This is a genomic window from Halalkalicoccus sp. CG83 (assembly GCF_037081715.1).
Lineage (GTDB): Archaea > Halobacteriota > Halobacteria > Halobacteriales > Halalkalicoccaceae > Halalkalicoccus > Halalkalicoccus ordinarius.
The window spans coordinates 312,610-337,452 of sequence record NZ_JAZDDH010000001.1; the positions used below are offsets into that span (position 1 = coordinate 312,610).

The 24,843-nt window shown below is 67.3% G+C and carries 26 protein-coding genes; 17 read left to right on the forward strand and 9 right to left on the reverse strand.

Annotated features, from left to right (window positions below):
• Positions 1-39: 39 nt before the first annotated feature.
• The 4 genes from V0Z78_RS01530 to V0Z78_RS01545 are packed head-to-tail and all read left to right on the forward strand — an operon-like array spanning position 40 to position 4,391.
• Entirely contained in the window at positions 40-2,016 is a 1,977-nt protein-coding gene (locus V0Z78_RS01530) for a MutS-related protein (protein ID WP_336342855.1), read from the forward strand.
• Entirely contained in the window at positions 2,013-2,225 is a 213-nt protein-coding gene (locus V0Z78_RS01535) for a hypothetical protein (protein WP_336342856.1), read from the forward strand. The genes V0Z78_RS01530 and V0Z78_RS01535 overlap by 4 nt, the downstream gene beginning before the upstream one ends.
• Positions 2,226-2,250: 25 nt before the next feature.
• Complete coding sequence (locus tag V0Z78_RS01540; RefSeq protein WP_336342857.1) at positions 2,251-3,381, forward strand: ORC1-type DNA replication protein; 1,131 nt, start codon at positions 2,251-2,253, stop codon at positions 3,379-3,381.
• A 47-nt stretch (positions 3,382-3,428) separates the two neighbouring features.
• Positions 3,429-4,391, forward strand: coding sequence for a TIGR03557 family F420-dependent LLM class oxidoreductase (locus V0Z78_RS01545; RefSeq protein WP_336342858.1), 963 nt, complete (start codon positions 3,429-3,431; stop codon positions 4,389-4,391).
• A gap of 6 nt (positions 4,392-4,397) precedes the next feature.
• Here the strand turns inward: V0Z78_RS01545 and V0Z78_RS01550 are convergent, their stop codons facing one another.
• The 3 genes from V0Z78_RS01550 to V0Z78_RS01560 form a co-directional block, all read right to left on the reverse strand.
• Positions 4,398-5,639 carry an ABC transporter permease gene (locus V0Z78_RS01550; protein ID WP_336342859.1) on the reverse strand — a complete coding sequence of 414 codons (1,242 nt, stop codon included), beginning with the start codon at positions 5,637-5,639 and terminating at the stop codon, positions 4,398-4,400.
• Entirely contained in the window at positions 5,636-6,367 is a 732-nt protein-coding gene (locus V0Z78_RS01555) for an ABC transporter ATP-binding protein (RefSeq protein ID WP_336342860.1), read from the reverse strand. Before V0Z78_RS01555 ends, V0Z78_RS01550 begins: the two co-directional genes overlap by 4 nt.
• 151 nt (positions 6,368-6,518) lie before the next feature.
• Entirely contained in the window at positions 6,519-6,863 is a 345-nt protein-coding gene (locus V0Z78_RS01560) for a four-helix bundle copper-binding protein (RefSeq protein WP_336342861.1), read from the reverse strand.
• 297 nt (positions 6,864-7,160) lie between these two features.
• Here V0Z78_RS01560 and rpiA point away from each other — a divergent pair, with 297 nt between their 5' ends.
• Positions 7,161-7,844: a ribose-5-phosphate isomerase RpiA gene (gene rpiA / locus V0Z78_RS01565; RefSeq protein WP_336342862.1), complete on the forward strand. Its 684-nt coding sequence runs from the start codon at positions 7,161-7,163 to the stop codon at positions 7,842-7,844.
• Between the two features lie 42 nt (positions 7,845-7,886).
• Here the strand turns inward: rpiA and V0Z78_RS01570 are convergent, their stop codons facing one another.
• The gene (locus V0Z78_RS01570; RefSeq protein WP_332098471.1) at positions 7,887-8,054 is read right to left on the reverse strand and encodes a DUF1931 domain-containing protein; all 168 of its coding nucleotides are present in this window, start codon (positions 8,052-8,054) and stop codon (positions 7,887-7,889) included.
• 96 nt (positions 8,055-8,150) lie between these two features.
• On the opposite strand from V0Z78_RS01570, the gene larB reads away from it, so the two are divergent.
• The 3 genes from larB to V0Z78_RS01580 all read left to right on the forward strand — a co-directional run bounded on the left by larB (position 8,151) and on the right by V0Z78_RS01580 (position 9,548).
• Positions 8,151-8,930, forward strand: coding sequence for a nickel pincer cofactor biosynthesis protein LarB (larB, locus tag V0Z78_RS01575; protein ID WP_336342863.1), 780 nt, complete (start codon positions 8,151-8,153; stop codon positions 8,928-8,930).
• A 169-nt stretch (positions 8,931-9,099) separates the two neighbouring features.
• Positions 9,100-9,249: a DUF7563 family protein gene (locus V0Z78_RS19200; RefSeq protein ID WP_457852006.1), complete on the forward strand. Its 150-nt coding sequence runs from the start codon at positions 9,100-9,102 to the stop codon at positions 9,247-9,249.
• Between the two features lie 53 nt (positions 9,250-9,302).
• Positions 9,303-9,548 carry a GIY-YIG nuclease family protein gene (locus tag V0Z78_RS01580; protein WP_336342864.1) on the forward strand — a complete coding sequence of 82 codons (246 nt, stop codon included), beginning with the start codon at positions 9,303-9,305 and terminating at the stop codon, positions 9,546-9,548.
• Here V0Z78_RS01580 and V0Z78_RS01585 read toward each other — a convergent pair.
• Positions 9,545-10,111: an NADPH-dependent FMN reductase gene (locus tag V0Z78_RS01585; RefSeq protein WP_336342865.1), complete on the reverse strand. Its 567-nt coding sequence runs from the start codon at positions 10,109-10,111 to the stop codon at positions 9,545-9,547. The two genes, V0Z78_RS01580 and V0Z78_RS01585, sit on opposite strands and share 4 nt — an antisense overlap.
• Before the next feature lie 90 nt (positions 10,112-10,201).
• On the opposite strand from V0Z78_RS01585, the gene V0Z78_RS01590 reads away from it, so the two are divergent.
• Positions 10,202-11,578, forward strand: coding sequence for a phosphoglucomutase/phosphomannomutase family protein (locus tag V0Z78_RS01590; protein ID WP_336342866.1), 1,377 nt, complete (start codon positions 10,202-10,204; stop codon positions 11,576-11,578).
• Here the strand turns inward: V0Z78_RS01590 and V0Z78_RS01595 are convergent.
• From V0Z78_RS01595 to V0Z78_RS01605, 3 genes are read right to left on the reverse strand one after another with little or no spacing between them, the layout of a single operon-like run.
• Positions 11,562-11,927, reverse strand: a complete 366-nt coding sequence (locus V0Z78_RS01595) for a GNAT family N-acetyltransferase (protein ID WP_336342867.1) — start codon at positions 11,925-11,927, stop codon at positions 11,562-11,564. The two genes, V0Z78_RS01590 and V0Z78_RS01595, sit on opposite strands and share 17 nt — an antisense overlap.
• A 1-nt stretch (position 11,928) precedes the next feature.
• The gene (gene samp2, locus V0Z78_RS01600; protein ID WP_336342868.1) at positions 11,929-12,126 is read right to left on the reverse strand and encodes a ubiquitin-like small modifier protein SAMP2; all 198 of its coding nucleotides are present in this window, start codon (positions 12,124-12,126) and stop codon (positions 11,929-11,931) included.
• Between the two features lie 25 nt (positions 12,127-12,151).
• Complete coding sequence (locus tag V0Z78_RS01605) at positions 12,152-13,207, reverse strand: bactofilin family protein (protein ID WP_336342869.1); 1,056 nt, start codon at positions 13,205-13,207, stop codon at positions 12,152-12,154.
• Between the two features lie 125 nt (positions 13,208-13,332).
• On the opposite strand from V0Z78_RS01605, the gene V0Z78_RS01610 reads away from it, so the two are divergent.
• The 6 genes from V0Z78_RS01610 to V0Z78_RS01635 all read left to right on the forward strand — a co-directional run bounded on the left by V0Z78_RS01610 (position 13,333) and on the right by V0Z78_RS01635 (position 21,499).
• Positions 13,333-14,316, forward strand: a complete 984-nt coding sequence (locus tag V0Z78_RS01610; protein ID WP_336342870.1) for a replication factor C small subunit — start codon at positions 13,333-13,335, stop codon at positions 14,314-14,316.
• A 143-nt stretch (positions 14,317-14,459) separates the two neighbouring features.
• Positions 14,460-14,951, forward strand: coding sequence for a YciE/YciF ferroxidase family protein (locus tag V0Z78_RS01615; protein WP_336342871.1), 492 nt, complete (start codon positions 14,460-14,462; stop codon positions 14,949-14,951).
• 103 nt (positions 14,952-15,054) lie between these two features.
• On the forward strand, positions 15,055-17,820 hold the full coding sequence (gene alaS / locus V0Z78_RS01620; RefSeq protein ID WP_336342872.1) for an alanine--tRNA ligase: 2,766 nt from the start codon (positions 15,055-15,057) through the stop codon (positions 17,818-17,820).
• 65 nt (positions 17,821-17,885) lie between these two features.
• Positions 17,886-19,907 (forward strand): hypothetical protein, encoded by a 2,022-nt coding sequence (locus tag V0Z78_RS01625; protein WP_336342873.1) that lies wholly within the window; start codon positions 17,886-17,888, stop codon positions 19,905-19,907.
• Positions 19,904-20,905, forward strand: a complete 1,002-nt coding sequence (locus V0Z78_RS01630) for a hypothetical protein (RefSeq protein WP_336342874.1) — start codon at positions 19,904-19,906, stop codon at positions 20,903-20,905. Before V0Z78_RS01625 ends, V0Z78_RS01630 begins: the two co-directional genes overlap by 4 nt.
• A gap of 411 nt (positions 20,906-21,316) precedes the next feature.
• On the forward strand, positions 21,317-21,499 hold the full coding sequence (locus tag V0Z78_RS01635) for a hypothetical protein (protein ID WP_336342875.1): 183 nt from the start codon (positions 21,317-21,319) through the stop codon (positions 21,497-21,499).
• A gap of 20 nt (positions 21,500-21,519) precedes the next feature.
• Here V0Z78_RS01635 and V0Z78_RS01640 read toward each other — a convergent pair whose 3' ends face one another.
• Entirely contained in the window at positions 21,520-22,950 is a 1,431-nt protein-coding gene (locus V0Z78_RS01640) for a sugar porter family MFS transporter (protein WP_336342876.1), read from the reverse strand.
• A 170-nt stretch (positions 22,951-23,120) separates the two neighbouring features.
• Between V0Z78_RS01640 and V0Z78_RS01645 the strand changes: the two genes are divergently transcribed.
• Both V0Z78_RS01645 and V0Z78_RS01650 read left to right on the forward strand, forming a co-directional pair.
• The gene (locus V0Z78_RS01645) at positions 23,121-23,918 is read left to right on the forward strand and encodes an alpha/beta fold hydrolase (protein WP_336342877.1); all 798 of its coding nucleotides are present in this window, start codon (positions 23,121-23,123) and stop codon (positions 23,916-23,918) included.
• A 177-nt stretch (positions 23,919-24,095) separates the two neighbouring features.
• Entirely contained in the window at positions 24,096-24,815 is a 720-nt protein-coding gene (locus V0Z78_RS01650; protein WP_336342878.1) for a type 1 glutamine amidotransferase, read from the forward strand.
• Positions 24,816-24,843 lie beyond the last annotated feature (28 nt).

Genomic DNA, 24,843 nt, shown 5'->3' on the forward strand with positions numbered 1-24,843 from the left:
GGGAAAGCTTTTGGCTCCGGCAGCGATACGGATGACTCGATGGAGTTCGAGTCGATTCCCGGCGTCGGAGCGAAGACGGCGAGCGCGCTCGCCGAGCTTCCCGACGCCGAGCGGGCGCTCCGCGAGGGCGACGTTGCCGCTCTCGCGGCCGCCCCCGGGATCAGCGAGGGCCGTGCCGCCCGGATCGCCCGTGGCGCGATCCGACGCGAACACGACGATGACGCCCGCGTCCTCGAGACCGAACGCGCACGCGAGATCCACCGCACGCTGCTCGACCTGTTGAAGGAGCGGGCGGTGACGAGCTACGCCGAGCGACGGCTCGAGACGTTCTACCCGAGCGCCTCCGCATCGCGCATCGAGGAGGCCAGGGCGTTCTCGATCCGGGCGATGGAGCGCGAACCGGACCTCGAGGTCCGCGAGGCGCTCTCGGGGGTCACACCCCTCGAGACGCCCCGCGAGGTCCGTGTACGCGATCGGTGTCTGGTAACGAGCGACGCCGAGCGTTACGCCGAGGCGCGCGAGGCGATCCCCGAGATGCCCGTGGAGGTCTGTGAGGACGCCCGCGGGCTCGCGGAGCTCGCGCGCGGCTACTCGACGGTGATCGCGATCGACGAGGCGTTCGTCGGCGTCGAGATCGAGGGCGACGTCCGGGTCGAGCCCGACGCGCTCGCGAACCCCGCGGCGGTCGTCCCCGAGCGCACGCTCTCCTTTTTCGCCGCCAACCGGGAGTCGATCCGGGCGGCAGGCGAGGTCCACCGCGCTGCCGGGATGGACCCGCCCTGCGATCTCGACGCGCTCGAGGCCGCCCTCTCGCGGCTCGGTGCCGACGGCGAGGTGCGCGGTGACGAGGAGCTCGATCGACTCTCGCGTGCAGTGGACGACCTCGACGCGAGCGTCCACACCGCAGAGAGCGTCGCGAACGACCGGCTGCGTGCGGCGATCGAGGAGCGCGACGTCACGATCGAGGGTGCGGACCTGCTCTCGCTGGCCGAGCGGGGCGCGGGCATCGACTCGCTGCTCTCCCGGGAGCTCGCCGACGAGTACGATGCGGCCGTCGAGGCGGCCCGCGAGCATCTGCTCGACGCGCTCTCGCTCGATTCGGGCGAGGCGGAGATCGCCCGCGGTGCCTTTCCCGAGGAGCCCTCGTTTCCGGTCGAACACGACGAAGGAGTGGTCACTCGCCTCCGTGAGGAGCTGGTCGCCGCGAAGGAGCGACGCGCCACCCGAGGAAAACGCGAGCTCGCGGCCGAACTGGCAGACCTCCGCGAGGGCGCGGAGACGCTGGTCCGGACCGCGCTCGAACGCGACGTCGAACTCGCGATCTCGCGGTTCGCCGGCGAGTTCGACTGTACGATGCCCGAGTTCGAGGGCCGGGGAATCGCGATCGAGGGCGGGCGGTCGCCGCTGCTCTCCGAGCCGATCGAGGCGGTCGAGCCCGTCGACTACGCGGTCTCGGGCGTGACGCTGCTCTCGGGGGTCAACAGCGGAGGGAAGACCTCGACGCTGGACCTGGTCTGTGCGGTGGCGATCCTCGCGCAGATGGGACTGCCGGTACCCGCCGAACGCGCCCGGCTGCGTCGCTTCGAGGAGATCCACTACCACGCCAAGAGCCAGGGCACCCTCGATGCCGGCGCCTTCGAGAGTACCGTCCGGGAGTTCGCGGCGCTGGCGGAGGGCGGCCCCGGTCGGCTGGTGCTGGTCGACGAACTCGAGAGCATCACCGAGCCCGGCGCGAGCGCGAAGATCATCGCTGGCATCCTCGAGGCGCTCTCGGAGACCGAGGCCACGGCGGTGTTCGTCACCCACCTCGCTCGCGAGATCCGATCTGCCGCCGCCGCCGAGCTCGCGGTCGACGGGATCGAGGCCGTCGGACTCGAGGACGGCGAACTGGTGGTGAACCGCTCGCCGGTCAAGGACCACCTCGCACGATCGACGCCCGAGCTCATCGTCGAGAAGCTCGCCGGCGAGGACGACGCCGAGATCTACACCCGCCTACTGGAGAAGTTCGAGTCGTGAACCGCGAGGGCACCCTCTACGAGATCGCCCACTTCGCGGCGGTCGTCGCCGTCGCCTACGTCGCGCTGCTCGCCGCCCGATCCCTCGGGATCGCGACGCTTCGCGGGGAGCTGCTGGTCATGCTGATGGTCGGCGTGGCGTACGTCGCCGTCGTGCTCCGTCTCGGCCTCGCACCGCCGTCGTGGCGGGGGGACCGACCGAAGGATTAAGCCGCCGGCCAGCGTGGTGAAAGTGATGGCCGAGGACCCTGAAGAGGGAATGCTCTCGTGGGACGAGTCCGTCTTCCGGGACGAGCGCGTCTTCGAGATCGACTACCTGCCGGAGACGTTCAAACACCGCGAGAGCCAGCTCCAGGGCCTGCAGTACGCGCTCCGTCCCGCCGTACGGGGCTCGCGCCCGCTGAACGCTCTCGTTCAGGGTCCGCCCGGGACCGGCAAGACCACCGCGGTCCAGAAGCTCTTCGGCGAGCTCTCCGCCCAGTCGGGGGTGCGGACCGTCCGCGTCAACTGCCAGGTGGACTCGACGCGCTATGCGGTGTTCTCGCGGCTGTTCGAGGGGATCTTCGAGTACGAGCCCCCCTCGAGCGGCGTCTCGTTCAAGAAGCTGTTCGGGCAGGTCGCCGACCGGCTGGTCGAGGCCGACGAGGTGCTCGTGGTCGCGCTCGACGACGTCAACTACCTGTTCTACGAGAACGAGGCGAGCGACACGCTCTACTCGCTGATCCGCGCCCACGAGGCCCACCCCGGCGTCCGCGCCGGCGTGGTCGTCGTCTCCTCCGATCTCTCGCTCGACGCGATCGAGGAGCTCGATGCCCGCGTCCAGAGCGTCTTTCGCCCCGAGGAGGTCTACTTCCCCGTCTACGACGCGGGCGAGATCGTCGACATCCTCGACGAGCGGGTCCGCAAGGGGTTTCGCGAGGGCGTGCTCTCGGCGCCGGTGCTCGACCGGGTCGCGGAGCTCACCGCCGACAGCGGCGGCGACCTCCGCGTGGGGATCGACCTCCTCAGGCGCGCGGGGCTGAACGCCGAGATGCGCGCGAGCCGTACCGTCGAACGCGAGGACGTCGAGGACGCCTACGAGCAGTCGAAGTACGTCCACCTCTCGCGGAGCCTCCGCGGGCTCGCCGAGAGCGAACGGGCGCTCGTCAGAACCATCGCCGAGCACGACGGCTCGCAGGCGGGCGAGGTCTACGAGGCGTTCCGCGAGGAGACCGAGCTGGGCTACACCCGGTACTCGGAGATCGTCAACAAGCTCGATCAGCTCGGCGTGATCGAGGCGGACTACGCCGAGATGGAGGGTCGGGGACGCTCGCGCTCGCTCTCGCTGGCCTACGACCACGAGGCCGTCCTCGAGCGCCTGGAGTAGGCAATCGCCGGCCGAACGTTGATGCACGCCGCCCGAGAGCACCCGGTATGCCCGAACTCGGCTACGCGGTCTCGAGCGAGGAGCACGGCCCGGACGACATGATCGACTACGCCGTCCGCGCCGAGGAGAGCGGCTTCGACTTCGTCTCCGCCTCCGATCACTTCCATCCCTGGACCAGCACGCAGGGCGAGTCGCCGTTCGTCTGGTCGGTGCTCGGTGCGATCGCCCGCGAGACCGAGGAGGTCGACGTCGGCGTCGGCGTCACCTGCCCGACCATCAGGATCCACCCGGTCAACGTCGCGCAGGCGACCGCGACGGTCGCCTCGATGCTTCCCGACCGGGAATTCCTCTTCGGCGTCGGCACCGGCGAGCAGCTCAACGAACACGTCACCGGCGAACGCTGGCCCGAACACTCGGTCCGACTCGAGATGCTCGAGGAGGCGATCGAGGTGATGCGAAAGCTCTGGGACGGCGGCCAGACCAGCCACCACGGGAAACACTACACCGTCGAGAACGCCCGTCTGTTCACCCGGCCCGACGAGGCGCCGCCGGCGATGGTCTCGGCGTTCGGTCCGCAGACCGCGAACGCCGCCGCCGAGTACGCCGACGGCTTCTGGTCCGTCGGTCCGCGCGAGGAGCTGCTCGAGGCCTACCGTGACGCCGGCGGTGACGGCTCAGCGATCACCCAGCTCACCGCCTGTGTCGACAGCGAGGGAAGCGAGGACGAGGCCGTCTCGACTGCCCACGAGTACTGGCCCCAGACCGGTCTGCCCGGCGAGCTCAATCAGGTACTGCCGACGCCGCGACACTTCGAGCAGGCCGTCGAGATGGTCGAGGAGGAGGACGTTCGCGAGGGCTCGCTGCTCACCGACCAGGACGCCGATACGCACATCGAGAACCTCCAGACGGCCGTCGACGCGGGTTACGACCGCGTCTACGTCCACCAGGTCGGCCCCGACCAGGAAGCGTTCTTCGAGTTCTACGAGGAGGAGGTCCTGCCCTCGTTCTGATCGCGTTCACTCGTAGCGAAGCGCCTCGATCGGGTCGGTTCGGGCGGCGTTCCATGCGGGATAGATCCCCGAAAGCGCACCGACGACCAGCCCGACGACGACGGCGACCGCCGCCCACTCGAGCGGGGCGACGAACGGCAGGTCGAGCAGGTAGGTCGCGAGATAGCCCGCCCCGAACCCGACGCCGGTGCCGATGACCGCCCCGATGGCGCCCAGGGTGATCGCCTCGACCAGGAACAGCCCGAGGACGTCGCGGTTCTGCGCGCCGACCGTCTTCATGATCCCGATCTCGCGGGTGCGCTCGGTGACGCTGACGAGCATGACGTTCGCGATGCCGATCGAGCCGACCAGCAACGAGATGAGCGCGACGCCCGTGACGAAGCCGGTCAGCGTCGTCAGCAGCGAGTTCAGTCGGTCGCGCAGATCCTGATTGGTCTCGACCTCGATGACGAAGTCGCTCGGGAGTAGCGTCGCGGCGTCCGACTCGCCCTCGAGATACGCCTCGGCGTCGTTCCGGACGTCGGGGACCGCCTCGGCGTCGTTCACCGTGACGACGAGCGACGGGTAGACGCGTTGTTCGGTCCCCGCGGCGGGGCTCTCGATCGTCGTTCGGTAGAACGGGTCCGCGGGCACGTAGATCCGAGAGCTCTCGCCGAACCCCTCGAAGGGGCCGCGGCTCGTCGACTCCTCGATGATCCCGACCACGCGCACCTCGGCTTCGGAGCCGTCCTCGAAGGTGATCGTCACCGTGTCGCCGACCTCCACGTCGTCCTCGAACTCCTCGGCCGCCCGCGTGGTCATCACCACCTCGTTCTCGCCCGACTCGAACGCCCGGCCCTCCCCGATCGCGCCGTCGGTGAAGTAGTCGGCGTCGGTGGCGACGGCGTCGCTCCCGGCGACGGTGTCGCCGGCGTGTTCGACGTTGTTGACGCGGATCGGACTGTACGGCGTCACCGAGGCGACGCCCTCGATCGCCTCGAGCTGTTCGACGTCGTGTCGAGTGAAGGTGGGTCGCGATCCAGATCCGGGCGCGCCGTTTGCCTCCTCCTGGCCGTTCCAGACGTAGACCCGCTCGGCCTCGCCGCCGCTCACCTCGCCGAGGACCTCCGCCTGGAGGCTCGCACCGAGGATCACGAAGGTGATGACGGCGGCGACGCCGATGAGCACGCCCAGCGTCGTCAGCGTGGAGCGAAGCGGGCTGCTCCGGATCGCCCGCCAGCTCATCGAGAACGCCTGGCGGACGTTCACGCCCGTCCCTCCCCGATCACGCGGCGGCGTGACTCGATCTCCTCGATTCCCTCGACGGTCCCGTCGAGAACGTGGACGATGCGCTCGGCGTGCTCCGCGACGTCGCGTTCGTGGGTCACCATCACGACGGTGTGGCCCTCCTCGTGGAGCTCGCCGAACAGTTCGAGGATACGCGCACCGGTGTCGGTGTCGAGGTTACCCGTCGGCTCGTCGGCCAGTACGATCGACGGGTCGACCACGAGCGCCCGTGCGATGGCGACGCGCTGGCGCTGGCCGCCCGAGAGCTGGCTGGGACGGTGATCGGCCCTGTCGCCCAGGCCGACGCGATCCAGAAGCGATCGAGCCCGATCGTGGCGCCGTCGGCGGGAGACTCCCTGGAAGACCAGCGGCAGCGCGACGTTCTCGAGCGCCGACAGCCGCGGCATCAGGTTGAACGTCTGGAAGACGAACCCGATCGATCGCCCCCGCAGCGCCGTCCGCTTCCGGTCGCTCAGGTCGGTGACGTCGCGTCCGTCGACGCGGACGGTTCCGACCGTGGGCCGATCCAGACAGCCGACGAGGTTCATCAGGGTACTCTTTCCCGAGCCGCTCGGACCCATGATCGCGGTGTACGACCCCCGAGGAATCGACAGCGAGACCCCGTCCAGCGCGTCGATCGGCTCGCCGAGCGTGTACGTCTTCGTGACCTCCTCGAGGGCGACGGCCGGCGCTTGGGCGGTCGTGTTCACTGATCGAACGATGGAACGAGAACACCATGACTATTATCTAATTAAGTCGACACGAATCGCCGTTCGACGGCGCCGTCGATACGGCGCCGGGATTGGTCGTCTCAGGGCGTGAAACCGGTTTCTCGGATCCGCCGCGCGGTCGTTCGTCGGTTCAGGCCGCCATCTCGCGGCAGGTCTCCGCACACTCGCGCAGGACCTCCGCACAGAGCTGACAGTGGTCGTGGTCGTGCTGCTCGCACTCGTCGGCACACTCCTCGCAGGCGTCCGCACAGACCGCCGCGAGCTCCGCGTGGAACGCCGACTGGCGGACCATGAACCGGGCGTGGAGCGTCGTCAGGTCCGCGACGTCCCGACAGAGCCGGATACAGCGGGCCATCCCCTCGCCCTCGTCGGCACAGGCGTCCGCACACCACTCGCAGGCCTGTGCGGCCTCCAGGCAGTTGTCCGTACACTCGGCCATCTCGTCCGACAGGTGGTCTATCTCGGTGAGTGCCATTGCACGTCGAAACAGGTCAGCATCGGTTTCCTCCCTTTCGCTTGCGATGGTATACCAAATGGCCGCCCGAACTTCAAAAACCAAACCGTAACTCCAGTCCCGAAACCGCCGCGGGCCCGTCGTGACCTCTCGTCCCTTCCCTCGCTGGCGACGACGACGTCCGGCCCGCGGTCGTGGCGAGGACGATCCGCCCGAGCCGGTGGTTTCGATCCCGAAGTCGGCACGCCCGTGAGCCGAACGATCGAATCCGACGGGACGACTGAAACGCTTTTGTCCCGAGGCGTCGACCGCCCGCTCATGAAATCGACGGGCGGTGACGACGACGCGAAGCGACGCGCCGGCGAACACGCCGCCGGGATGGTCGAGGACGGCACCGTCGTCGGCCTCGGTACCGGTTCTACGACGGCGTACGCGATTCGAGCGCTCGGTCGGGCGGTCGACGCGGGTCTCGACGTCGTCGGCGTCCCGACGTCCTACCAGTCGGGTGATCTCGCCCGCGAGGTCGACGTCCCCGTCCGAACGCTCGACGACGTTTCGGGAGTCGACCTGGCGATCGACGGGGCCGACCAGGTCGCGGGATTCGACTGTATCAAGGGCGGCGGCGCCGCCCACGCGAGGGAGAAGCTCGTCGCTAGCGCTGCCGACCGGCTGGTGATCGTCGTCGACCCCTCGAAGGAGGCGGATCGCCTCGACCGGTCGGTACCGATCGAACTGCTCCCGGACGCCCGACGACCCGTCTCGGCGGCGCTTCGAGACCTCGGCGGCGAACCGGAACTCAGGGAGGCCGAACGGAAGGACGGCCCCGTCGTGACCGAGAACGCTAATCTCGTGATCGACTGTGACTTCGGGTCGATCGAGGACCCTGCCGGGCTGGCGGCCGATCTCTCGGCAATTCCGGGCGTCGTCGAACACGGGCTGTTCGTGGGGTTGATCGACGAGGTGGTGGTCGGGACCGCTACCGGCGTCGAGACGCGGCGCTAGCGCTGGTCGAACGAAAGATAAACCGAGAACTGGTGGGCAGCCTTACAGGTCGCGGGGCTGGACCGTCTTCCGATCGTTCTCCTCTGCACGGCGGGCTGCGTCCTGGAGCAGCTCCTCGACTTCGTCGTCGAGTGCATCGTAGAAGTCGGAGGCGACGTTGTGCTCGGACAGTGCTTCCTTCACGGCGGCTTTGACGATCAGGTCTGCCATACGGATTGGCGTTGCCCAGCCGTCTTTATAAGCTTTCGTGAATCGGCGCGCTCTGAAGCCGATGAGTAGGAGTAGCTGGGGGCTCAGAGGGCCGATATGGGCCCTCGAGAGATTCTCGAAGACGTTTCGGAGGGGAATATAACCGTCGAGGAGGCCGAGGCGCGCCTCACCGGCTACGTGACCACCGATGCCGGTCGGTTCGACGCCGCGCGCGAGCACAGACGCGGCATTCCCGAGGCGATCTTCGCCCCCGGAAAGACGCCGGCCGAGATCGCCGCGCTCGCGGAGGCCGCCCTCGGGACGACCGGCCGAGCGATCGTCACCCGGATCGACGAGACGGCCGTGGCGGCCGTCCGGGAGGCGGTCGACGCCGACGCGGACCTCGCTCACCACGAGCGATCGCGCGTGCTGGTCGTCCACGCCGAGGGGTTCGAGGCGCCGAGCCTCGACGCCCGGGTCGGGCTCGTCACCGGCGGCACCGCCGACGCCGAGCCGGCGGGCGAGGCCGCGGTGATCGCGAGCGAGACCGGCGCGGCGGTCGAGCGGATCGAGGACGTCGGCGTGGCGAACCTCACCCGGATCGTCGACCAGCTACCGACGCTCCGCGACCAGGACGTCCTGATCGTCGCCGCGGGCCGCGAGGGGGCGCTGCCGACGGTCGTCGCGGGCCTGGTCGACGTCCCCGTGATCGGCCTGCCCGTCTCCAGCGGCTACGGCCACGGCGGCGACGGCGAGGCCGCCCTCGTCGGATTGCTCCAGTCGTGTACCGTCCTCTCGGTCGTCAACGTCGACGCGGGCTTCGTCGCGGGGGCGCAGGCCGGCCTGATCGCCCGCGCCATCTCGGGCGCTCGTGTCGACCGAGTTCCGGAATCGTGATGTTCCGTTCACCGACTCCGAACTCATAGCCGAGAAACGACAGTAACGATTCCGATATCTCAAAACGTCTTGTTGTAATCGCCAAATATGGACTGATTTCGGAAAGGGTATTTACGTTCTCGTCACCGTACTGCTAACTACCGGCATGCGGCACTGCCGGTTGAACGCGATGCCACACTGTAACCACTGCGATGCGCACGTCTCGGAGCGATTCGAGCGCGTGTTCGCCGACGAGAACGGGCGGATCCTCGCCTGTCCAAGCTGTTCGGCGAACGCGGGCATAGCGGAAGCGTCGAGACTCCGTGCGCGAAAGGCGTAAGTCCCCCAGGGGCCATCCGTACCGCGACCCAATCACCACGCGAAGCCTTTCTCATGAGCCACTACGTCTACGTCCTGGAGTGTGCGGACGGCAGTCTCTACACCGGCTACACGACCGATCCCGAGCGACGGCTTGAGGAGCACAACGCCGGCGCGGGCGCGAAGTACACCCGCGGACGAACGCCGGTCGAGCTGGTCCACGTCGAGCGTTTCGAGAGCCGGTCGGCGGCGATGGCCCGGGAGTACGCGATCAAGCAGTTCTCGCGAACGGAGAAGGAGTCATTGGTCGGTCTCGATTAGGCCGTCGTCGTGTGCTCGGTTCTCGGCTCGGGCTCGATGAACGCGTACTCGACGGCCTGGCGGCCGAGCTTCCGGACGCGTTCCTCGAGTGCGGGGTCGAGGAACTCGCCCTCGTCGTCGAACTGATCGGAGGCGTTGCGGATCCCGACCTGGTGGGGGAGCGTCCAGCCGTGAACGGCGCGAACGCTCGCTCGGAGGTGCTCGAGCGTGGGGCCGAAGGTGCCCCCGCCGGCGACCGCGAGCAGGCCGGTGGTGGTGTCCTCGAACTCGTCGAACCCGCAGTAGTCGAGCGCGTTCTTCAGCGCCGAGGAGATGGTACCGTGGTAGACGGGAGTTCCCAGGAGGACGGCGTCGGCCTCGCGGATCTCCCGCATGAGGGTCTCGGCCTCGGACGGGTTCTCCGTGTCCGGATCGTACACCGGAAGGTCGTACTCGCGCAGGTCGAGCAGTGCGGTCGAGGCGCCCGCCTCGCGTGCGGCGTCGAGGGCGTGTTCGAGTGCGAGCCGGGTGTAACTCCCGTCGCGGAGGCTGCCGGCGACCGCGACGACGCGTGGCTGATCCATGTCATCGTTCGGGGTTCGAGCGGCAAAACGACACCGACACCGCACCGTCCGACCCCGCCGATTTTTCCCCTCCGGCGGTGAGATGGGGGTATGGACACGGCGATCAGCTTCGGAACGGACGGCTGGCGCGCGACGCTCGATACGTTCACCGCGCCGCGGGTACGCATGGTCGGACAGGCCGTGGCGACGTATCTCGACGACGAGGGCGTTCCGGGCGCCGTCGGCGTCTGCTACGACGCCCGCGAGTCCTCGCCGGGGTTCGCCGAGGAGCTCGCGCGCGTGCTCTGTGCGAACGGCCGCGACGTCTACATGCCCGAGCGCGATCGCCCCACCCCGCTGCTCGCCTGGCAGATCGTCGACCGCGACCTGGCGGGCGGGCTGATGCTCACCGCCTCGCACAACCCACCCGAGTACAACGGCGTGAAGTTCATCCCCGAGGACGGCGCGCCGGCACCGCCCGCCGTGACCGACGCCATCGAGGCCCGACTCGCGGAGCCCGATCCCCTCCCCGAAGACGAGTGGGGGACCGTCCACGAGGCCGACTTTCAGACCACCCACGCGGAGCACGCTCTCGATCTCATCGACGGCGACCTCGACGGGCTCCCGGTCGCCTACGACGCGATCCACGGCAGCGGCCGCGGCGTCACCGACGCGCTGCTCGAGCGCGCCGGCGCGACCGTCGATCGGCTTCGCTGCGGGGACGATCCCACCTTCGGCGGCGTCTCACCGGAGCCCACCCGGGAGAACCTTGGAGAGTTGATCGAGCGCGTGACGGACGGCGAGGCCGGAATCGGGTTCGCGAACGACGGCGACGCCGACCGGATCGCGGTCGTCACGCCCGAACGAGGCCTCCTCGACGCGAACCTGCTGTTCGCGGCGCTCTACGACTACCTGCTCGAGACCGACTCGGGGCCTGCGATCCGCAGCGTCTCGACGACGTTCCTCGTCGATCGGGTGGCCGCCGCCCACGGCGAGGAGGCGTTCGAGGTGCCGGTCGGCTTCAAGTGGGTCGCCGAATCGATGGTCGAACGGGACGCGCTGATGGGCGGCGAGGAGTCGGGCGGCTTCAGCATCAGGGGACACGTCCCCGAGAAGGACGGCGTGCTCACGGCGCTGCTCGCGGCGACCGCCCACGACGCGGAGCCGCTGGACGAGCGGGTCGACCGCCTGCTCGAGGAACACGGCGAGATCCACCAGAGCCGGGTGAGCGTCGACTGCCCCGACGAGGAGAAGGCCCCCACGCTGGAGGCGCTCTCGGAGGCGATCCCGGAGTCCGTCGCCGGCGAGCGTATCGAGGACGTCAACACCGCCGACGGGTTCAAGCTCCTGCTCGAGGACGGCTCCTGGCTGCTCGTTCGCCCGAGCGGGACGGAGCCCAAACTGCGGGTCTACGCCGAGGCCGAGAGCGAGGGTCGCGTCGAGGCGCTGCTCGAGGCGGGGAGCGAACTGGTCAACGAGGTCCGCTGAGCCGTCCCCGACAGCGCCCTTCACACTCGACGTCGAAGCCGAGCGACTCGTAGAACCCCCGCACTTCCGGGCGGAACTCCGCCGTTAGGCCACCCTCGCGGTCGGCGGCCGCCCGGACGAGCGCGGAGCCGATCCCCTTTTCCCGATGAACTCGGCGGACGGCGACGGCCTCGATCCGCCCGCCGTCGAGGACGAGCGCGCCACGGACGGCGTCGTCCTCGACGCAGACGAGGACGTCGCCCGCCTCGACGGCTTCGCGGACGGTTCCGGGATCGATCTCCAGTAGCGCGCCCTCGAGGACGCGAACGACCGCCAGGAACTCTCTCGAGCCCGCCTTCCGGACGCCCATCTCAACCGCCCGTGATCAACCGCAACACCCGTACGTGATCGGTCTCGACCGACTGGTCCTCGGGGACGGGCCGGCCCTCGACCATGACGCTGACCTCGTGGGGGCTGAGGTCGAGCGCCGCGAGGAGGTCGGCGTAGGTCGGCTGCTCGAGGCTGAGGTCGTAGCTCTCCTCGCCGACGACCTCGACGGTGACGTCCATGTTCCGACTACCCGCGCGAGCGGTTTCAGCGTGTCGCGGTCGTCCCGTTCGATCGGGAGGAACGCGAACGCCGGTCGCCGTAGCGTCCGTAGAGCGCGAGCGAGAGCGCGCCGAGGCCCAGAAGGAACACGAGCAGTTCGACGAGCCCGCCGAGGAAGGGGACCAGCCCCACGACGAGGACGGCGAGCAGGCCGACGACGAGCGCCGCCCACCGGTTCTCCGCGTCCACGAGCGAGAGCAGCCACGTCCCGACCGCGAACCGGCCGTAGACGCTCGCGACCCACAGCAACAGCGCGAAGACGAACCCGCCCGCGATCGAGAGCGGGATGCCGACGACCGTGATCGCGACCAGGACCAGCGCGATCGGGATCCCCACGAGCGCGAGCAGACCGACCCCGGCGCTCTTGACCGGCTCCGTTCGTGCCGTGGTGGCGACGCCGTCGGAGAACCGGGGGAGGACCGCGAGCAGGATCACCCCGAGGACGAGGTTCACCACGTTCCAGTAGAGCTGACCGAGCCACGCGGGCGGCGTCGGCACCTCGCCGATCGGCGTGGGCGCGCCGGGGCTCTCCTCGGTGATGGTGCCCCCGACCTCCGAGTCGGGATGGCGGTTCAGTTCGCCGCCGTAGGTGAGGTCGCCCTCGACGACCGCGGCGGGACCGAGGGTGACGCTTCCGGCGGCGGCGTCGACGTCACCCGTGACGCGCCCCTCGACCGCAACGTTGCCGCCTGCAGCCGAGAGCGATCCGACGCTCGCCCCTTCCGCGATGACGACGTTGCCCGCTGCGGCCTCGACGCCGCCCGCGACGTCGCCGGTGACCCGGACGTTGCCGGCGAAGGCCTCGACGTCGCCCGTCACCTCGCCCTCGACCAACACGTCGCCGCCGAACGCCTCCAGGTCGCCGTCGACGGTGCCCTGGACCACGACGGTGCCCGCGAACGCCGTGAGATCGCCGTCGACGGTCTCCCCCTCCTCGATCACGACCGTATCGCCGCTGCGAGTCTCCTGGGCCGTGGCGACCCCCGCGAACAGGCTCGTCACCACCAGCAGCGTCGCCAGAGCCGTGATCGTGCGTCTCATGTCGATCGAATGGACGGCCGTCTGGAAATAGCTTAGCTGCCGGCCGCGAGGGTGACGTTGCGCTCCGACGTTCGGACGGCTCGCCGTCTCGGGGAGTTTATGGCGCGCGCGCGCCCACCTCGGGTATGAGCGAGACCGAGGGCGCGCCCGCCCCGACGCCCGGTCGCGACGAGATCTGGGTCGAGAAGTACCGGCCCCACCGGCTCGACGACGTGGTCGGCCACGAGGAGATCACCTCGCGGCTCGCGCGCTACGTCGAGCGCGACGATCTACCCAATCTCCTGTTCTCCGGGCCGGCTGGGGTAGGAAAGACCACGAGTGCGGTGGCGATCGCCCGCGAGGTCTACGGCGAGGACTGGCGCGAGAACTTCCTCGAACTCAACGCGAGCGACGACCGCGGGATCGACGTCGTTCGGGGGCGAATCAAGGAGTTCGCGCGCGCGAGCTTCGGCGGGTACGGGTACAGAATAATCTTCCTCGACGAGGCCGACTCGCTGACGTCGGACGCCCAGTCGGCCCTGCGGAGAACGATGGAGCAGTTCTCGAGCAACACGCGCTTCATCCTCTCGTGTAACTACTCCTCGAAGATCATCGATCCGATCCAGTCGCGGTGTGCCGTCTTCCGGTTCTCGGGGATCGACGACGAGGCGATCGCCGCCCGGATCCGCGAGATCGCCGACGCGGAGGGGATCGAGACGACCGAGGAGGGGATCGACGCGCTCGTCTACGCCGCGGACGGCGACATGCGACGAGCGGTCAACGCGCTCCAGGCGGCGTCGGTGATGGGCGAGACCGTCGACGAGGAGGCGGTCTATACGATCACGAGCACCGCCCGTCCCGAGGAGATCGAGGCGATGGTCACGAGCGCGATCGAGGGCGACTTCACCGGCGCACGGGCGACGCTCGACGACCTGCTCTCGAACAAGGGGCTCTCGGGCGGTGACGTCATCGACCAGCTGCACCGCTCGGTGTGGAACCTCGGTCTCGACGACCGCCAGGCCGTGCGAACCCTCGACCGGGTCGGCGAGGCCGACTACCGGATCACCGAGGGCGCGAACGAACGGATCCAGCTCGAGGCGCTGCTGGCGTCACTCGCGCTCGAGGAGTGAACTGCCGGGAACGGTGGTCGCTACGCCGGGCGATCTTCCGCCCTCCGGGCATCGGCCGCCCGGCCCACGAAAGGTGGCTACACCGCCCCCTCTCCCGCAAGCCGGCCGCTTATTGAAATGACGGTGGTCGTTCCGTACGCATCATGAGCGTTGACTCCACGGAAGACCTACTCGTCGAGGGGCTACAGCACGTCTACTACACCGAGCAGCGACTGCTCGACGCACTCGAGGAGCTCGAGAGCACGTCGACCCAGGAGGAGCTTCAGCAGGGCTTCTCGGAGCACCGCGAGGAGACCCAGAAGCACGTCGAGCGCCTCGAGCAGGTGTTCGAGCAGCTCGGCCAGGAGCCCGAGGCCGCGGAGGACCCGGTCGTCGAGGGGATGATCGAGGCCCACGAGGAGTTCGTCAACAAGGACCCCAGCGACGCGGCCCTCAACCGGTTCAACATCGCCGCCGGACAGAAGTCCGAGCACTACGAGATCGCCGCCTACGGCAACCTCACCCCGCTGGCCGACCAGGCCGGCTACGACGAGGCCGCCGACCTGCTCGAGCAGAACATGCGAGAGGAGCAGGACGCGCTCGACGAGCTCTCGGAGCTCGGCGAGAACTTCGACTACGGCGAGCTCGAGGCCTAATCCGCGACGAGCCGGCGTCACGCCACCGATCACCGCTCTTTCTTCGAGACCGAAACGACCGTTGCGCAACCCTTTTGCCGGCTGCATGGCGAGGTACGCTACCATGAGTGCACTCGAGCAGGAGTACCGCCTCGAGTATTTCGAGGAGAACGGATTCAGCAGGCGCGAGTGTCCGAGCTGTGGCGCACACTTCTGGAGTCGCGACGACGACCAGGAGCTCTGTGGCGAGCCGCCGTGTGTCGACTACTCGTTCATCGAGAACCCCGGCTTCGAGGACGAGTACACGCTAGAGGAGATGCGAGAGGCGTTTCTCTCCTTCTTCGAGGAGAACGACCACGAGCGCGTCGAGCCCTACCCCGTCGCCGCCAACCGCTGGCGCGACGACGTCCTGCTCACCCAGGCATCGATCTACGACTTCCAGCCGCTCGTCACCAGCGGGAAGACCCCGCCACCGGCCAACCCGCTCTGTATCTCCCAGCCCTGCATCCGGATGCAGGACATCGACAACGTCGGCAAGACGGGTCGCCACACGATGGCGTTCGAGATGATGGCCCACCACGCGTTCAACACGCGCGAGGAGGTCGACGAGGACGAGTACGCCTACCACGGCGAGGTCTACTGGAAGGACGAGACCGTCGAGTACTGCGACGAGTTCTTCGTCTCGATGGGGGCGGATCCCGAGGAGGTCACCTACATCGAGGACCCGTGGGTCGGCGGCGGCAACGCCGGACCCGCCATCGAGGTGATCTACAGGGGGGTGGAGCTCGCGACGCTCGTCTTCATGTCGATGGAGCAGGACGAAGACGGCGAGTACGAGATGAAGGACGGCAACCGCTACTCGAAGATGGACACCTACATCGTCGACACCGGTTACGGGCTCGAGCGCTGGGCCTGGGTGAGCCAGGGCACTCCCACCGTCTACGAGGCGATCTACCCCGACATGATCGAGTTCCTGAAGGACAACGCCGGTATCGAGCACACGCCCGAACAGGCGGAGCTGCTCCACGACGCCGCGAAGCTCGCGGGCCACATGGACATCGACGAGGCCGAGGACATGGAGCAGGCCCGAAGCGCGATCGCCGAGGGCGTCGGACGCGAGGTCGACGAGCTCGAGGCGCTGATGGAGCCGATGGAGGTGATCTACGCGATCGCGGATCACTGTCGGACGCTGGCCTACATGCTCGGCGACGGGATCGTCCCCTCGAACGTCGCCACCGGCTACCTCGCGCGGATGGTGCTCCGGCGGACGAAACGCCTCTGCGATACGGTGGGCGTGGACGCGCCGCTCGACGAGCTGGTCGACATGCAGGCCGAGCGGCTGGGCTACGAGAACCGCGATACGGTCCGCGACATCGTTCGTACCGAGGTCGAGAAGTACCGCGAGACGCTCGAACGTGGCGGCCGACGGGTCGAACAGCTCGCCGAGGAGTACGCCGAGCGTGACGAGCCCATCCCGACCGAGGAGCTGATCGAGCTCTACGACTCCCACGGCATCCAGCCCGACATGGTCGAGGAGATCGCGAGCGAGGCCGGCGCGAGCGTCGAGGTACCCGACGACTTCTACTCGCTGGTCGCCCAACGCCACGACGCCGGCGAGGCGATGCGCGACGTCGAGGAGACCGACGAGCGCGTCGCGGACCTGCCCGAGACGGAGAAGCTCTACTACGAGGACCAGAACAACACCCAGTTCGAGGCGGTGATCATCGACGTGATCGAGCGCGCGGAGGGCGTCGACGTCGTCCTCGACCAGACGATGTTCTACCCGGAGGGCGGCGGCCAGCCGGCCGACCACGGCACGCTCTCGACCGAGGACGGCACCTACCGCGTCACCGACGTCCAGGACCGCGATGGCGTGGTCCTCCACCGGGTCGAGAAGACGCCCGATAAGGGGGCGTTCGTCAACGGTCAGATCGACGTCGACCGCCGTCGTCGTCTGATGGTCCACCACACCGCGACCCACATCGTCGGCCACGCGACCCGCCAGGTGCTCGGCGAGCACATCCGCCAGGCCGGCGCCCAGAAGGGAACCGAGAGCGCGCGGCTGGACGTGCGCCACTACGAGCGCATCTCCCGCGAGCAGGTGAAGGAGATCGAACGGATCGCCAACCGGCTCGTCCGCGACAACGTCTCGGTCAGCCAGGAATGGCCCCACCGAAACGAGGCCGAGGCCGAACACGGCTTCGACCTCTACCAGGGGGGGATTCCGCCGGGAGAGCGCATTCGGCTGATCCACATCGCCGAGGACGTCCAGGCGTGCGGCGGCACCCACGTCTCGCGTTCTGGCGACGTCGGTGCGATCAAGGTCCGCTCGACCGAGCGCATCCAGGACGGCGTCGAGCGGCTCACGTTCGCGGCGGGCGAGGCGGCCATCGAGGCGACACAGGCGACCGAGGACGCCCTCTACGACGCCGCGGAGGTGCTCGACGTCTCGCCCGCTGAGGTGCCAGCGACGGCCGAGCGGTTCTTCGAGGAGTGGAAGGCGCGCGGCAAGGAGATCGAGGAGCTCACCGAGGAGCTCGCGGCGCTGCGTGCGGGCGACGGCGAGGAGGTCGACGTCGGCGACACGACGGCGGTGATCCAGCGACTCGACGCCGACAGCGGCGAGCTCCGTGCGACCGCAAACGCGCTGGTCGAGGACGGGAAAGTCGCGGTGCTCGGGAGCGCCGACGGCGGCGCGCAGTTCGTCGTCGCCGTCCCCGAGGGCGTTCCGATCAACGCGGGCGAGGTCGTCGGTCGGCTCGCCGCGCAGGTCGGCGGCGGCGGCGGCGGCCCGCCGGACTTCGCACAGGGCGGCGGCCCGAACGCCGAGAAGCTCGACGAGGCGATCGCGTCCGCCCCGGAGATCCTTCGACAGGTTCAGAACGCGTAACGAACCGTTCTCTCGCTGCGAAAGTACGCGAACGTTTACATATTCGAACGGGCACAGCCCGGGTCATGGATCGATCAGTCGAGTCCGTGATGAACAGGCGGAGATTCCTCCGGTACGGCGGTGCGCTCGGCACCGGCGGTCTGCTGGTCGGAGGCCCGAGCCTCGTCGCCGCTTCCGAACCGGTCGACGACTACGGCAACCCGATCGACGATTCGGAGACGGAGGACGGGGACGTGATGAGCACGGCCACGGTCAAGGTCGCGTCGTGGTCCACGACGCAGCCGACCGGCGTCGAAGCCGAGTCTCGACCGGACGGCCGGGTCGTCTCGAACCGGTACGCCTGGCGAACCCCGGGTGCCTCGCGGACCGGAAACGGCTCCGCGCTCGAACTCGAGGACCGTGGCGGCGTCGACGTGGGCTTTCGCCCTCGAACGGCGGGAGATCTGACGATCGACTTCCACTGGCGACATCGATCGGGTCGGAACCTCGCTTACGTGTTCAACGATCAGAACAGTGCGTCGAGCGGGTTTCGTGCGTTCACGAACGGCATCGCGGGACGTGGAATGTGGTTTCGGAACACGTTCGGCGGCAGCGACGTCGTCTACCGTGGGAACCTGCAGGACGGCCGGTGGCACTGGATCCGCGTCGTCCTCGACGCCGCCGCGAACACCTACACCGCGTACGTCGACGGCCAGCGCATAGGTCGAAGTTACTACCACGGCCGCGGCTGGACCGCTGCCGATCGGTTCCGGGTCATGGGTCGCTACAGTGGCACGCGAACGCGCGTCGAGTACGACCGGTACGTCGTCGCCGACGAGGCCGTTCATCTCGACGAGACCGCGATCGACGGGACGCTGGTTCACTACGAACTCGAGGAGGGCGAGGGACGAACGCTCGCGAACGCGAGGGCCGATCGAACGGGGACGCACCCACTCGTGGCGAGGAAGACGACGCTGATCGAGTCGATCCGATCCGACGCCGGACGGATCCTCGCCGACCCGGACGTGGCGCGGATCGACCGACGGGCCGAACGACTGCTCGAGCAGATCGACGACGGCTTCGATCGTGCCGACGCGGAAACGAGAACCCAGTACGAGCGGGCGCTGGAACGGATGGTGCTCGCGGAGGAGGTCACCGCGACGGCGACCGAAAGCGGGATCGAACCCACTCACCGGATCACGAGAGCGACGGTCGATCTCGGACTGGCCAGAGCTGCGGGCCGGATCCTCGGTCGAACGCTCCGGTCGATGGGGTGGGCGGCGCGGCGGATCGCATCGATCCTCTCGAACGTCGCGTCGATGGCCGGCCGAACCCTCCATTCGATCACGGGATGGTCGTTGCTCCCGCTCGCGCGGCGTCGAGAGCTCGACCGCGCGCTCGCTCGGATGGAGCGGCGTGTCTCGGAGATGATCGAGACACACGGAGAGGACATCGGATCAGTCGGCGAGACGGTGCTCTCCGACTCGCTCAAATCCGGAATTGACCATCTCCCGGAGGACGTCCTCGACGCACTGGGACGGATCCGCGAGGAGTTCACTGCGGTGATCGAGCGGATCTTCTACGGGTCGTTCCAGTTCGATTCACAGGTGACGATCGGCGCCCTCGACCTCGGGATTCCGGGGGTGAACGTCTCGGTCGAGGACGCGATGGGAGCGGTTTCGGACGGGATCGATGACGGCTCACTGGACGGGGAATGGCACGAGGAACGGAGGACGAGCTCCGAGCAGGTCTGTGAGGAGATCCGGCAATCGGAAGCGGTGTTCGTCGGTGGGATGCGTGCAGCGGAAGGCGGTGCAGACTACGTTAGTTTACTTGGTCTCTGGGCAGCAGTTACAGCCCTTGGCCTCTTTGCCATCGGAATCTGTATCGGAGCGACGGGTGCTGGCCTCGCCGTCGGAGCTACTATGATGTTAATCGCAACAAAACTCAAGATCGGTGCAGCAGCACTTGGAAAAATCTCTCTCGCGCTAACTGTCTCGATTTCTCTCGTAGGTATCGCCTTCCTCACGTGGACCGCAAAACAACACAATGAAGCCATCATCGAACCCGCTGCCTTTGATTCTATCGCACGGGAGGTGAGTCAATGATCCTCGACGAACTCGCCGCGCTGCGAACGGCGGCCGAACGGAAGGATCGGATCGCGATCATGAACGCGATCGAACGCCTCGATGGAACGTTCGAACGGGATCGTTTCGAATCCCGGCGGTTCGATACGATGGCCGCGCTCCTGGATCAACCGATCGACCGTTCGAACGACGATGCGAGAAACGGGTATCGGAAAGCGACCATTGAACTCGAACAACGGTGGATCGAACTCGACCGGTCGACCCTCGCGTACGTACAGGCGGAGGATTCGTCGGCGACGCTCGTCAACGCCATCGATGCCGTTGACGTCGCGTATCGAGAACGTGAAGAGCGCATGAAAGCACTTGAGACGGCCGTCTCGGCTATCCCAATGTCGCCGATGATAGTCGTCCAGGGAGACGCCGATATCGAGGCTTCGAAGGGTGCGACCGTCGGCACTGAGTTGGTGCTCTCCGTGATCGGTCCTGCACATCCCGATCCGATCACCGTCGACGTCGAGAGCGATATTTCGGCGAGTGTATCGCCCTCAGTCGTCGATGGTCTCGACGAAAACGAAACCATCCCGGTACAAGTCGAGCTGTCGCCAGCCATCGCTGGCGAGTTCAACGTGGTCGTCACGATCAACGGCGAGATGAACGCCGATCGATTCCGATCCACCGTCCGTGTCCTTGCAAAACAAGACTACGTCGACAGAACGACTCTGACCGTTCGTTCACTCGAAACGGTACTCGATTCACTGAACAGGAGCGATCAATGGAACGGGCTGAGAAATCAGGCCCGAACCCTACGTCGACGCCTAGACTCGATCTCTGACGACCTCGAGAATCGGCGCCGACCCACGCACTCGATCGATAATCGGCTGAACGCCGCACGAAACAGCGCCGACGCAATGAACCGTCAGGTCTCGCGCTCCGGACCGGGCGTAGAACGGCAGGAAGTTCTATATCTACTCGAAAGTATCACTAAGCAACTAGATGATGCGATCGAAGCAGCGTCGTAGAGGACGTGAGAAATGACGCTTCCACCGACGTTCCACGGATTCGCGGATCAATCGCGGATCGAACACGCACTTACCGTCATCGGCGGAGTAATCGTTTGCACGGGCGTCTACTTCGCGAGTCTCGACTTTCTGATGGGTGGTGTTGAGCTAGCTGTTTCGGAGACCTACGAGGCGACTTTGTTGCGGCGGCGTTCCCTTACAATTGCTGGGGTCGCTTGTTTCGCATACTTTTCCTTTGCCTTCATATTCGCTCGGGGTGGTCCACTGCTAAGTTTTCTCTTTTATCCAGCTGTCTTGCTTAGTTTCGGTATGCCATTTGTAACTTGGCTTTCTTTTGGAAAAGTCCCAAATAATTTACATACTCATGGGTCTTTTCTTCTTTCACCAACATTTATTAGAGATGGGCTCTGGATGGGTACGCCCGGCATCGTCACCGCCTTTCTGATCATCGGGTGCTGGATGCTGCTGACCGACAACGACGTCCTTGAGGAGTGGGCCGAGACGCACCTCACCGAGGGGTTCAAGGAGGAGTTCATTGAGGAGGCGAAGCGCGAGGCAGAGCGGAAACGATCGAAAGGGAGACGGCTCGGGTGATCGCTTCTTCGAATCCCGTCTCAGTCGTCGGCGTCGGGGGCTCGCTCCGCCATCGATAGCGACTCGTCGCCGACCGCCGTCTCGCGCAGGTGGGCCTCTATCTCCTCGAGGCTGCGTCCCTTCGTCTCGGGGACGAGGTAGTGCGTGAAGACGATCGCTCCCGCCGTCAACCCGGCGAACAGCCAGAACGTCAACGCCGGTCCGATCGTATCGAACAGCTGGGGGAACAGCTGGGCGACGACGAGGTTCGCGAGCCAGTTGACGACCGTAGCGACGCCCATGGCGGTCCCACGGACGTTCAGCGGGTAGATCTCCGAGATGAGAAGCCAGAAGACGGGTCCGAGACCGATCGCGAAGAAGGCGACGTACAGCATCAGGCTGCCCGTCGCGACGTAGCCGAGCACGCCGCCGAGCCCCGGGAGGTAGAACGCCCCGCCGAGGACGAGAAGCGTCGCCAGCATTCCGCCGAGCCCGGCGAGCAGCAAGGGTCTGCGACCGATACGATCGAGAAGCAGTACGGCGACGACGGTCATGGTGACGTTGATGACGCCGATCCCCACGGTGGCGAGGATCGAGGCGACGCCGCCGAAGCCGGTCGACTCGAGAATGGTCGGAGCGTAGTAGATCACCGTGTTGATCCCCGTCACCTGCTGGAACACCGCGAGTCCGGCTCCGACGATCAGCGCGGGTCGGATCCAGGGCTTGAACACCTCCGTGATTCCCTCCTCCTCGAGAGCCTCCATGCGCTCGATCTCCTCGATCTCCTCCTCGACGCCCGTCGCGGTGCGAATACGCTCGAGGGTCGACCGCGCCTCCTCTTGACGGTCCTCCCCGACGAGCCAGCGCGGGCTCTCGGGCATGAAGTACATCCCGACGAGCAGGACGAGCGCGGGGATCATCCCCGCCCCGAGCATGAGCCGCCAGGCACCCTGGCTCGCGAGCGAGTAGTTCACCAGATACGAGACGAGGATGCCGCTGGTGATCGCCAGTTGGTTGAACGAGACGAGCGAGCCACGGATCCTCGGCGGAGCGATCTCCGAGATATAGAGCGGCCCGACGATCGAGGCGAAGCCGATCGCGACGCCGTTCACGATCCGGGCCGTGATCAGCCACCAGACGTTCTGGGCGGTCGCCATCCCCAACGAGCCGACGAAGAAGATCACTGCGGCGACGAGGATCAACCGGCGACGCCCGAGTACGTCGGCCAGACGGCCCCCGATAGCGGCGCCGATCGCCGCACCGACCAGCGCGCCGCTGACGACGATCCCCTCGATCGCGGCCGACTCCTCGAGCAGCGGGAACGTCTCGCCGATGTAGAGCAGTGCTCCCGAGATGACGCCCGTGTCGAATCCGAACAGTAGCCCGTTCAACGCGGCCAGTGCGGCAGTGACGTAGACGAACCGGTTCGTGTCGTCCCCTCCTATTAGCCCACCCCCATTTCGTGTGCTCATCGTCTATCTTTCACCGAATTTCGATCCGATCATTACAAACCCCTCGGTCTATTTTCGACGATCGTTCATTCACGTCGGTCACACGTCACTCATAGTCGACGGACGCGGCGATACGGGAACGGTCCGTCCCATCGGCGGGCTTAACGGATTCGGACGGGTATCCTTCCTTGATGCCGACCGCGCGAACCGACGGGACGGAGCTGTACTACGAGGCCGATGGCGAGGGGGAGACGGTCGCCCTCGTCCCGGATCTCGGGCTAGGCGCGTGGCAGTGGGGCTGGCAGCACGCCGCCCTCGCGGGCCCCTACGAGGTCCTCGTCTTCGATGCCCGCGGAACGGGTCGCTCGAGCTCCCCGAAAGGCCCGTACACGGTCGAGATGCTCGCGGCGGACCTCGAGGCGGTGTTGGCGGATCACCGCTCCCACGGTGTCCACCTCGTCGGCGCCGGACTGGGAGGAATGGTCGCGCTTCGGTACGCCCGCGAGTACTCCCGAGCGACGACGATGACGCTGATCGGCACGAGCTCTGGCGGACCACGGTCCCGACTCCCGTCCGAACCGCGCGAACGCCTGTTCGCACCGCGTGACGACCTCGACGCACTTCACGAGTCGCTCGGCGCGCTGTTCTCGGCGGACTTCCTCGCCGACCAGCCTGACGTGATCGATGGGATCGTCGAGTGGCGCGCGAGCGGCGACGCCGACCGACCGGGGTGGGAGGCACAGAACGCCGCGTTCGAGGCGTTCGACGCAAGCGACTGGCTCTACGAGGTGACGATCCCCACCCTCGTCATTCACGGTCGGGACGACCGGATCGTCCCCCTCGAGAACGGCCAGCGGCTCGCCGACGGACTGCCGAGGGGGACGTTCGAGACGTATGCGGGGGCGGGCCACGGCGTCTGGATCGAGCGATCTCGACCGGTGAACGACCGCCTCGCGGCCCACCTCGAGGACGGGACGGAGACTACGTGAACGCGGTCCGGACGGCGTCGGCGACCGCGTGCACGCACATTCCGTGTTCGACCTCGTCGCGGATCCCGTTGGTGACGTAGGCGACCGCGAGATCTCCTACGAAGGGTCGTCGGTAGGACCGGCAAGTGTCACACGATACCGTAACGTCCTTTAAGTCCTCGCCCTTGTCATCACACGATGAATCGGCCCCGTATTGCAGTTCTCGATGCTTCTCACAACGAGCGGGACACGAAACGGAACTTCCGGCGCGAGCTCGACGCGGAGCTCGTGGAGTTCGACGTCACCTCCGGCGAACTTCCCGAAACCTTCGACCTCGATGGTGCGGTCGTCACCGGTTCGCGCTCGTCGGTCTACTGGGACGAGCCCTGGATCGGCTCGCTGAAGGAGTGGATCGCCGAGGCCGTCGATCACGGCCTTCCGTTCCTCGGCGTCTGTTACGGTCACCAGCTGCTCGCGGACGTGCTCGGCGGCACCGTCAAGGGGATGGGGAGCTACGAGATCGGTTACAACGAGATCAGGCGGACCGGGGAGTCGCCGCTGTTCGAGGGGATCGACGAACGATTTCTCGCCTTCACCACCCACTCCGACGCCGTGACCGCCCTCCCGCCGGACGCCGAGGCGCTCGCCGAGAACGAGTACTCGAACCACGGCTTCCGGAAGGACCGCGTCTTCGGCGTGCAGTTCCACCCCGAGTACGACCTGGAGACCGCGGAGTCGCTCACCCGGCGCAAGCCGATCACGGAGGAACGTCGCCGACGGGTTCTCGAGGGCATCACCGAGGAGAACTACGACGCCGCCTGTCAGGCGAAGCTCGTCTTCGAGAACTTCGTCGAGTACGTGAACGACCTCCGCCCGGAGTCGGCCGCCGCCGACGCGGAGTCGGCCGCCGCGGACTGAAACGCTCGCCGTCGCGGCTCTCCTCCCG

Bases quoted from the DNA above. Each gene is read 5' to 3' on its own strand.
- V0Z78_RS01530 (WP_336342855.1), top strand. From the start codon at position 40: ATGGAGTTCGAGTCGATTCCCGGCGTCGGAGCGAAGACGGCGAGCGCG.
- V0Z78_RS01570 (WP_332098471.1), bottom strand. From the start codon at position 8,054: ATGGCAGACCTGATCGTCAAAGCCGCCGTGAAGGAAGCACTGTCCGAG.
- V0Z78_RS01615 (WP_336342871.1), top strand. From the start codon at position 14,460: ATGAGCGTTGACTCCACGGAAGACCTACTCGTCGAGGGGCTACAGCAC.
- samp2 (WP_336342868.1), bottom strand. From the start codon at position 12,126: ATGGACGTCACCGTCGAGGTCGTCGGCGAGGAGAGCTACGACCTCAGC.
- V0Z78_RS01595 (WP_336342867.1), bottom strand. From the start codon at position 11,927: ATGGGCGTCCGGAAGGCGGGCTCGAGAGAGTTCCTGGCGGTCGTTCGC.
- V0Z78_RS01645 (WP_336342877.1), top strand. From the start codon at position 23,121: ATGCCGACCGCGCGAACCGACGGGACGGAGCTGTACTACGAGGCCGAT.
- V0Z78_RS01540 (WP_336342857.1), top strand. From the start codon at position 2,251: ATGGCCGAGGACCCTGAAGAGGGAATGCTCTCGTGGGACGAGTCCGTC.
- V0Z78_RS01610 (WP_336342870.1), top strand. From the start codon at position 13,333: ATGAGCGAGACCGAGGGCGCGCCCGCCCCGACGCCCGGTCGCGACGAG.
- alaS (WP_336342872.1), top strand. From the start codon at position 15,055: ATGAGTGCACTCGAGCAGGAGTACCGCCTCGAGTATTTCGAGGAGAAC.
- V0Z78_RS01585 (WP_336342865.1), bottom strand. From the start codon at position 10,111: ATGGATCAGCCACGCGTCGTCGCGGTCGCCGGCAGCCTCCGCGACGGG.
- V0Z78_RS01545 (WP_336342858.1), top strand. From the start codon at position 3,429: ATGCCCGAACTCGGCTACGCGGTCTCGAGCGAGGAGCACGGCCCGGAC.
- rpiA (WP_336342862.1), top strand. From the start codon at position 7,161: ATGAAATCGACGGGCGGTGACGACGACGCGAAGCGACGCGCCGGCGAA.
- V0Z78_RS19200 (WP_457852006.1), top strand. From the start codon at position 9,100: ATGCCACACTGTAACCACTGCGATGCGCACGTCTCGGAGCGATTCGAG.
- V0Z78_RS01635 (WP_336342875.1), top strand. From the start codon at position 21,317: ATGGGTACGCCCGGCATCGTCACCGCCTTTCTGATCATCGGGTGCTGG.
- V0Z78_RS01650 (WP_336342878.1), top strand. From the start codon at position 24,096: ATGAATCGGCCCCGTATTGCAGTTCTCGATGCTTCTCACAACGAGCGG.
- V0Z78_RS01630 (WP_336342874.1), top strand. From the start codon at position 19,904: ATGATCCTCGACGAACTCGCCGCGCTGCGAACGGCGGCCGAACGGAAG.
- V0Z78_RS01640 (WP_336342876.1), bottom strand. From the start codon at position 22,950: ATGAGCACACGAAATGGGGGTGGGCTAATAGGAGGGGACGACACGAAC.
- V0Z78_RS01625 (WP_336342873.1), top strand. From the start codon at position 17,886: ATGGATCGATCAGTCGAGTCCGTGATGAACAGGCGGAGATTCCTCCGG.
- V0Z78_RS01580 (WP_336342864.1), top strand. From the start codon at position 9,303: ATGAGCCACTACGTCTACGTCCTGGAGTGTGCGGACGGCAGTCTCTAC.
- V0Z78_RS01605 (WP_336342869.1), bottom strand. From the start codon at position 13,207: ATGAGACGCACGATCACGGCTCTGGCGACGCTGCTGGTGGTGACGAGC.
- V0Z78_RS01590 (WP_336342866.1), top strand. From the start codon at position 10,202: ATGGACACGGCGATCAGCTTCGGAACGGACGGCTGGCGCGCGACGCTC.
- larB (WP_336342863.1), top strand. From the start codon at position 8,151: ATGGGCCCTCGAGAGATTCTCGAAGACGTTTCGGAGGGGAATATAACC.
- V0Z78_RS01560 (WP_336342861.1), bottom strand. From the start codon at position 6,863: ATGGCACTCACCGAGATAGACCACCTGTCGGACGAGATGGCCGAGTGT.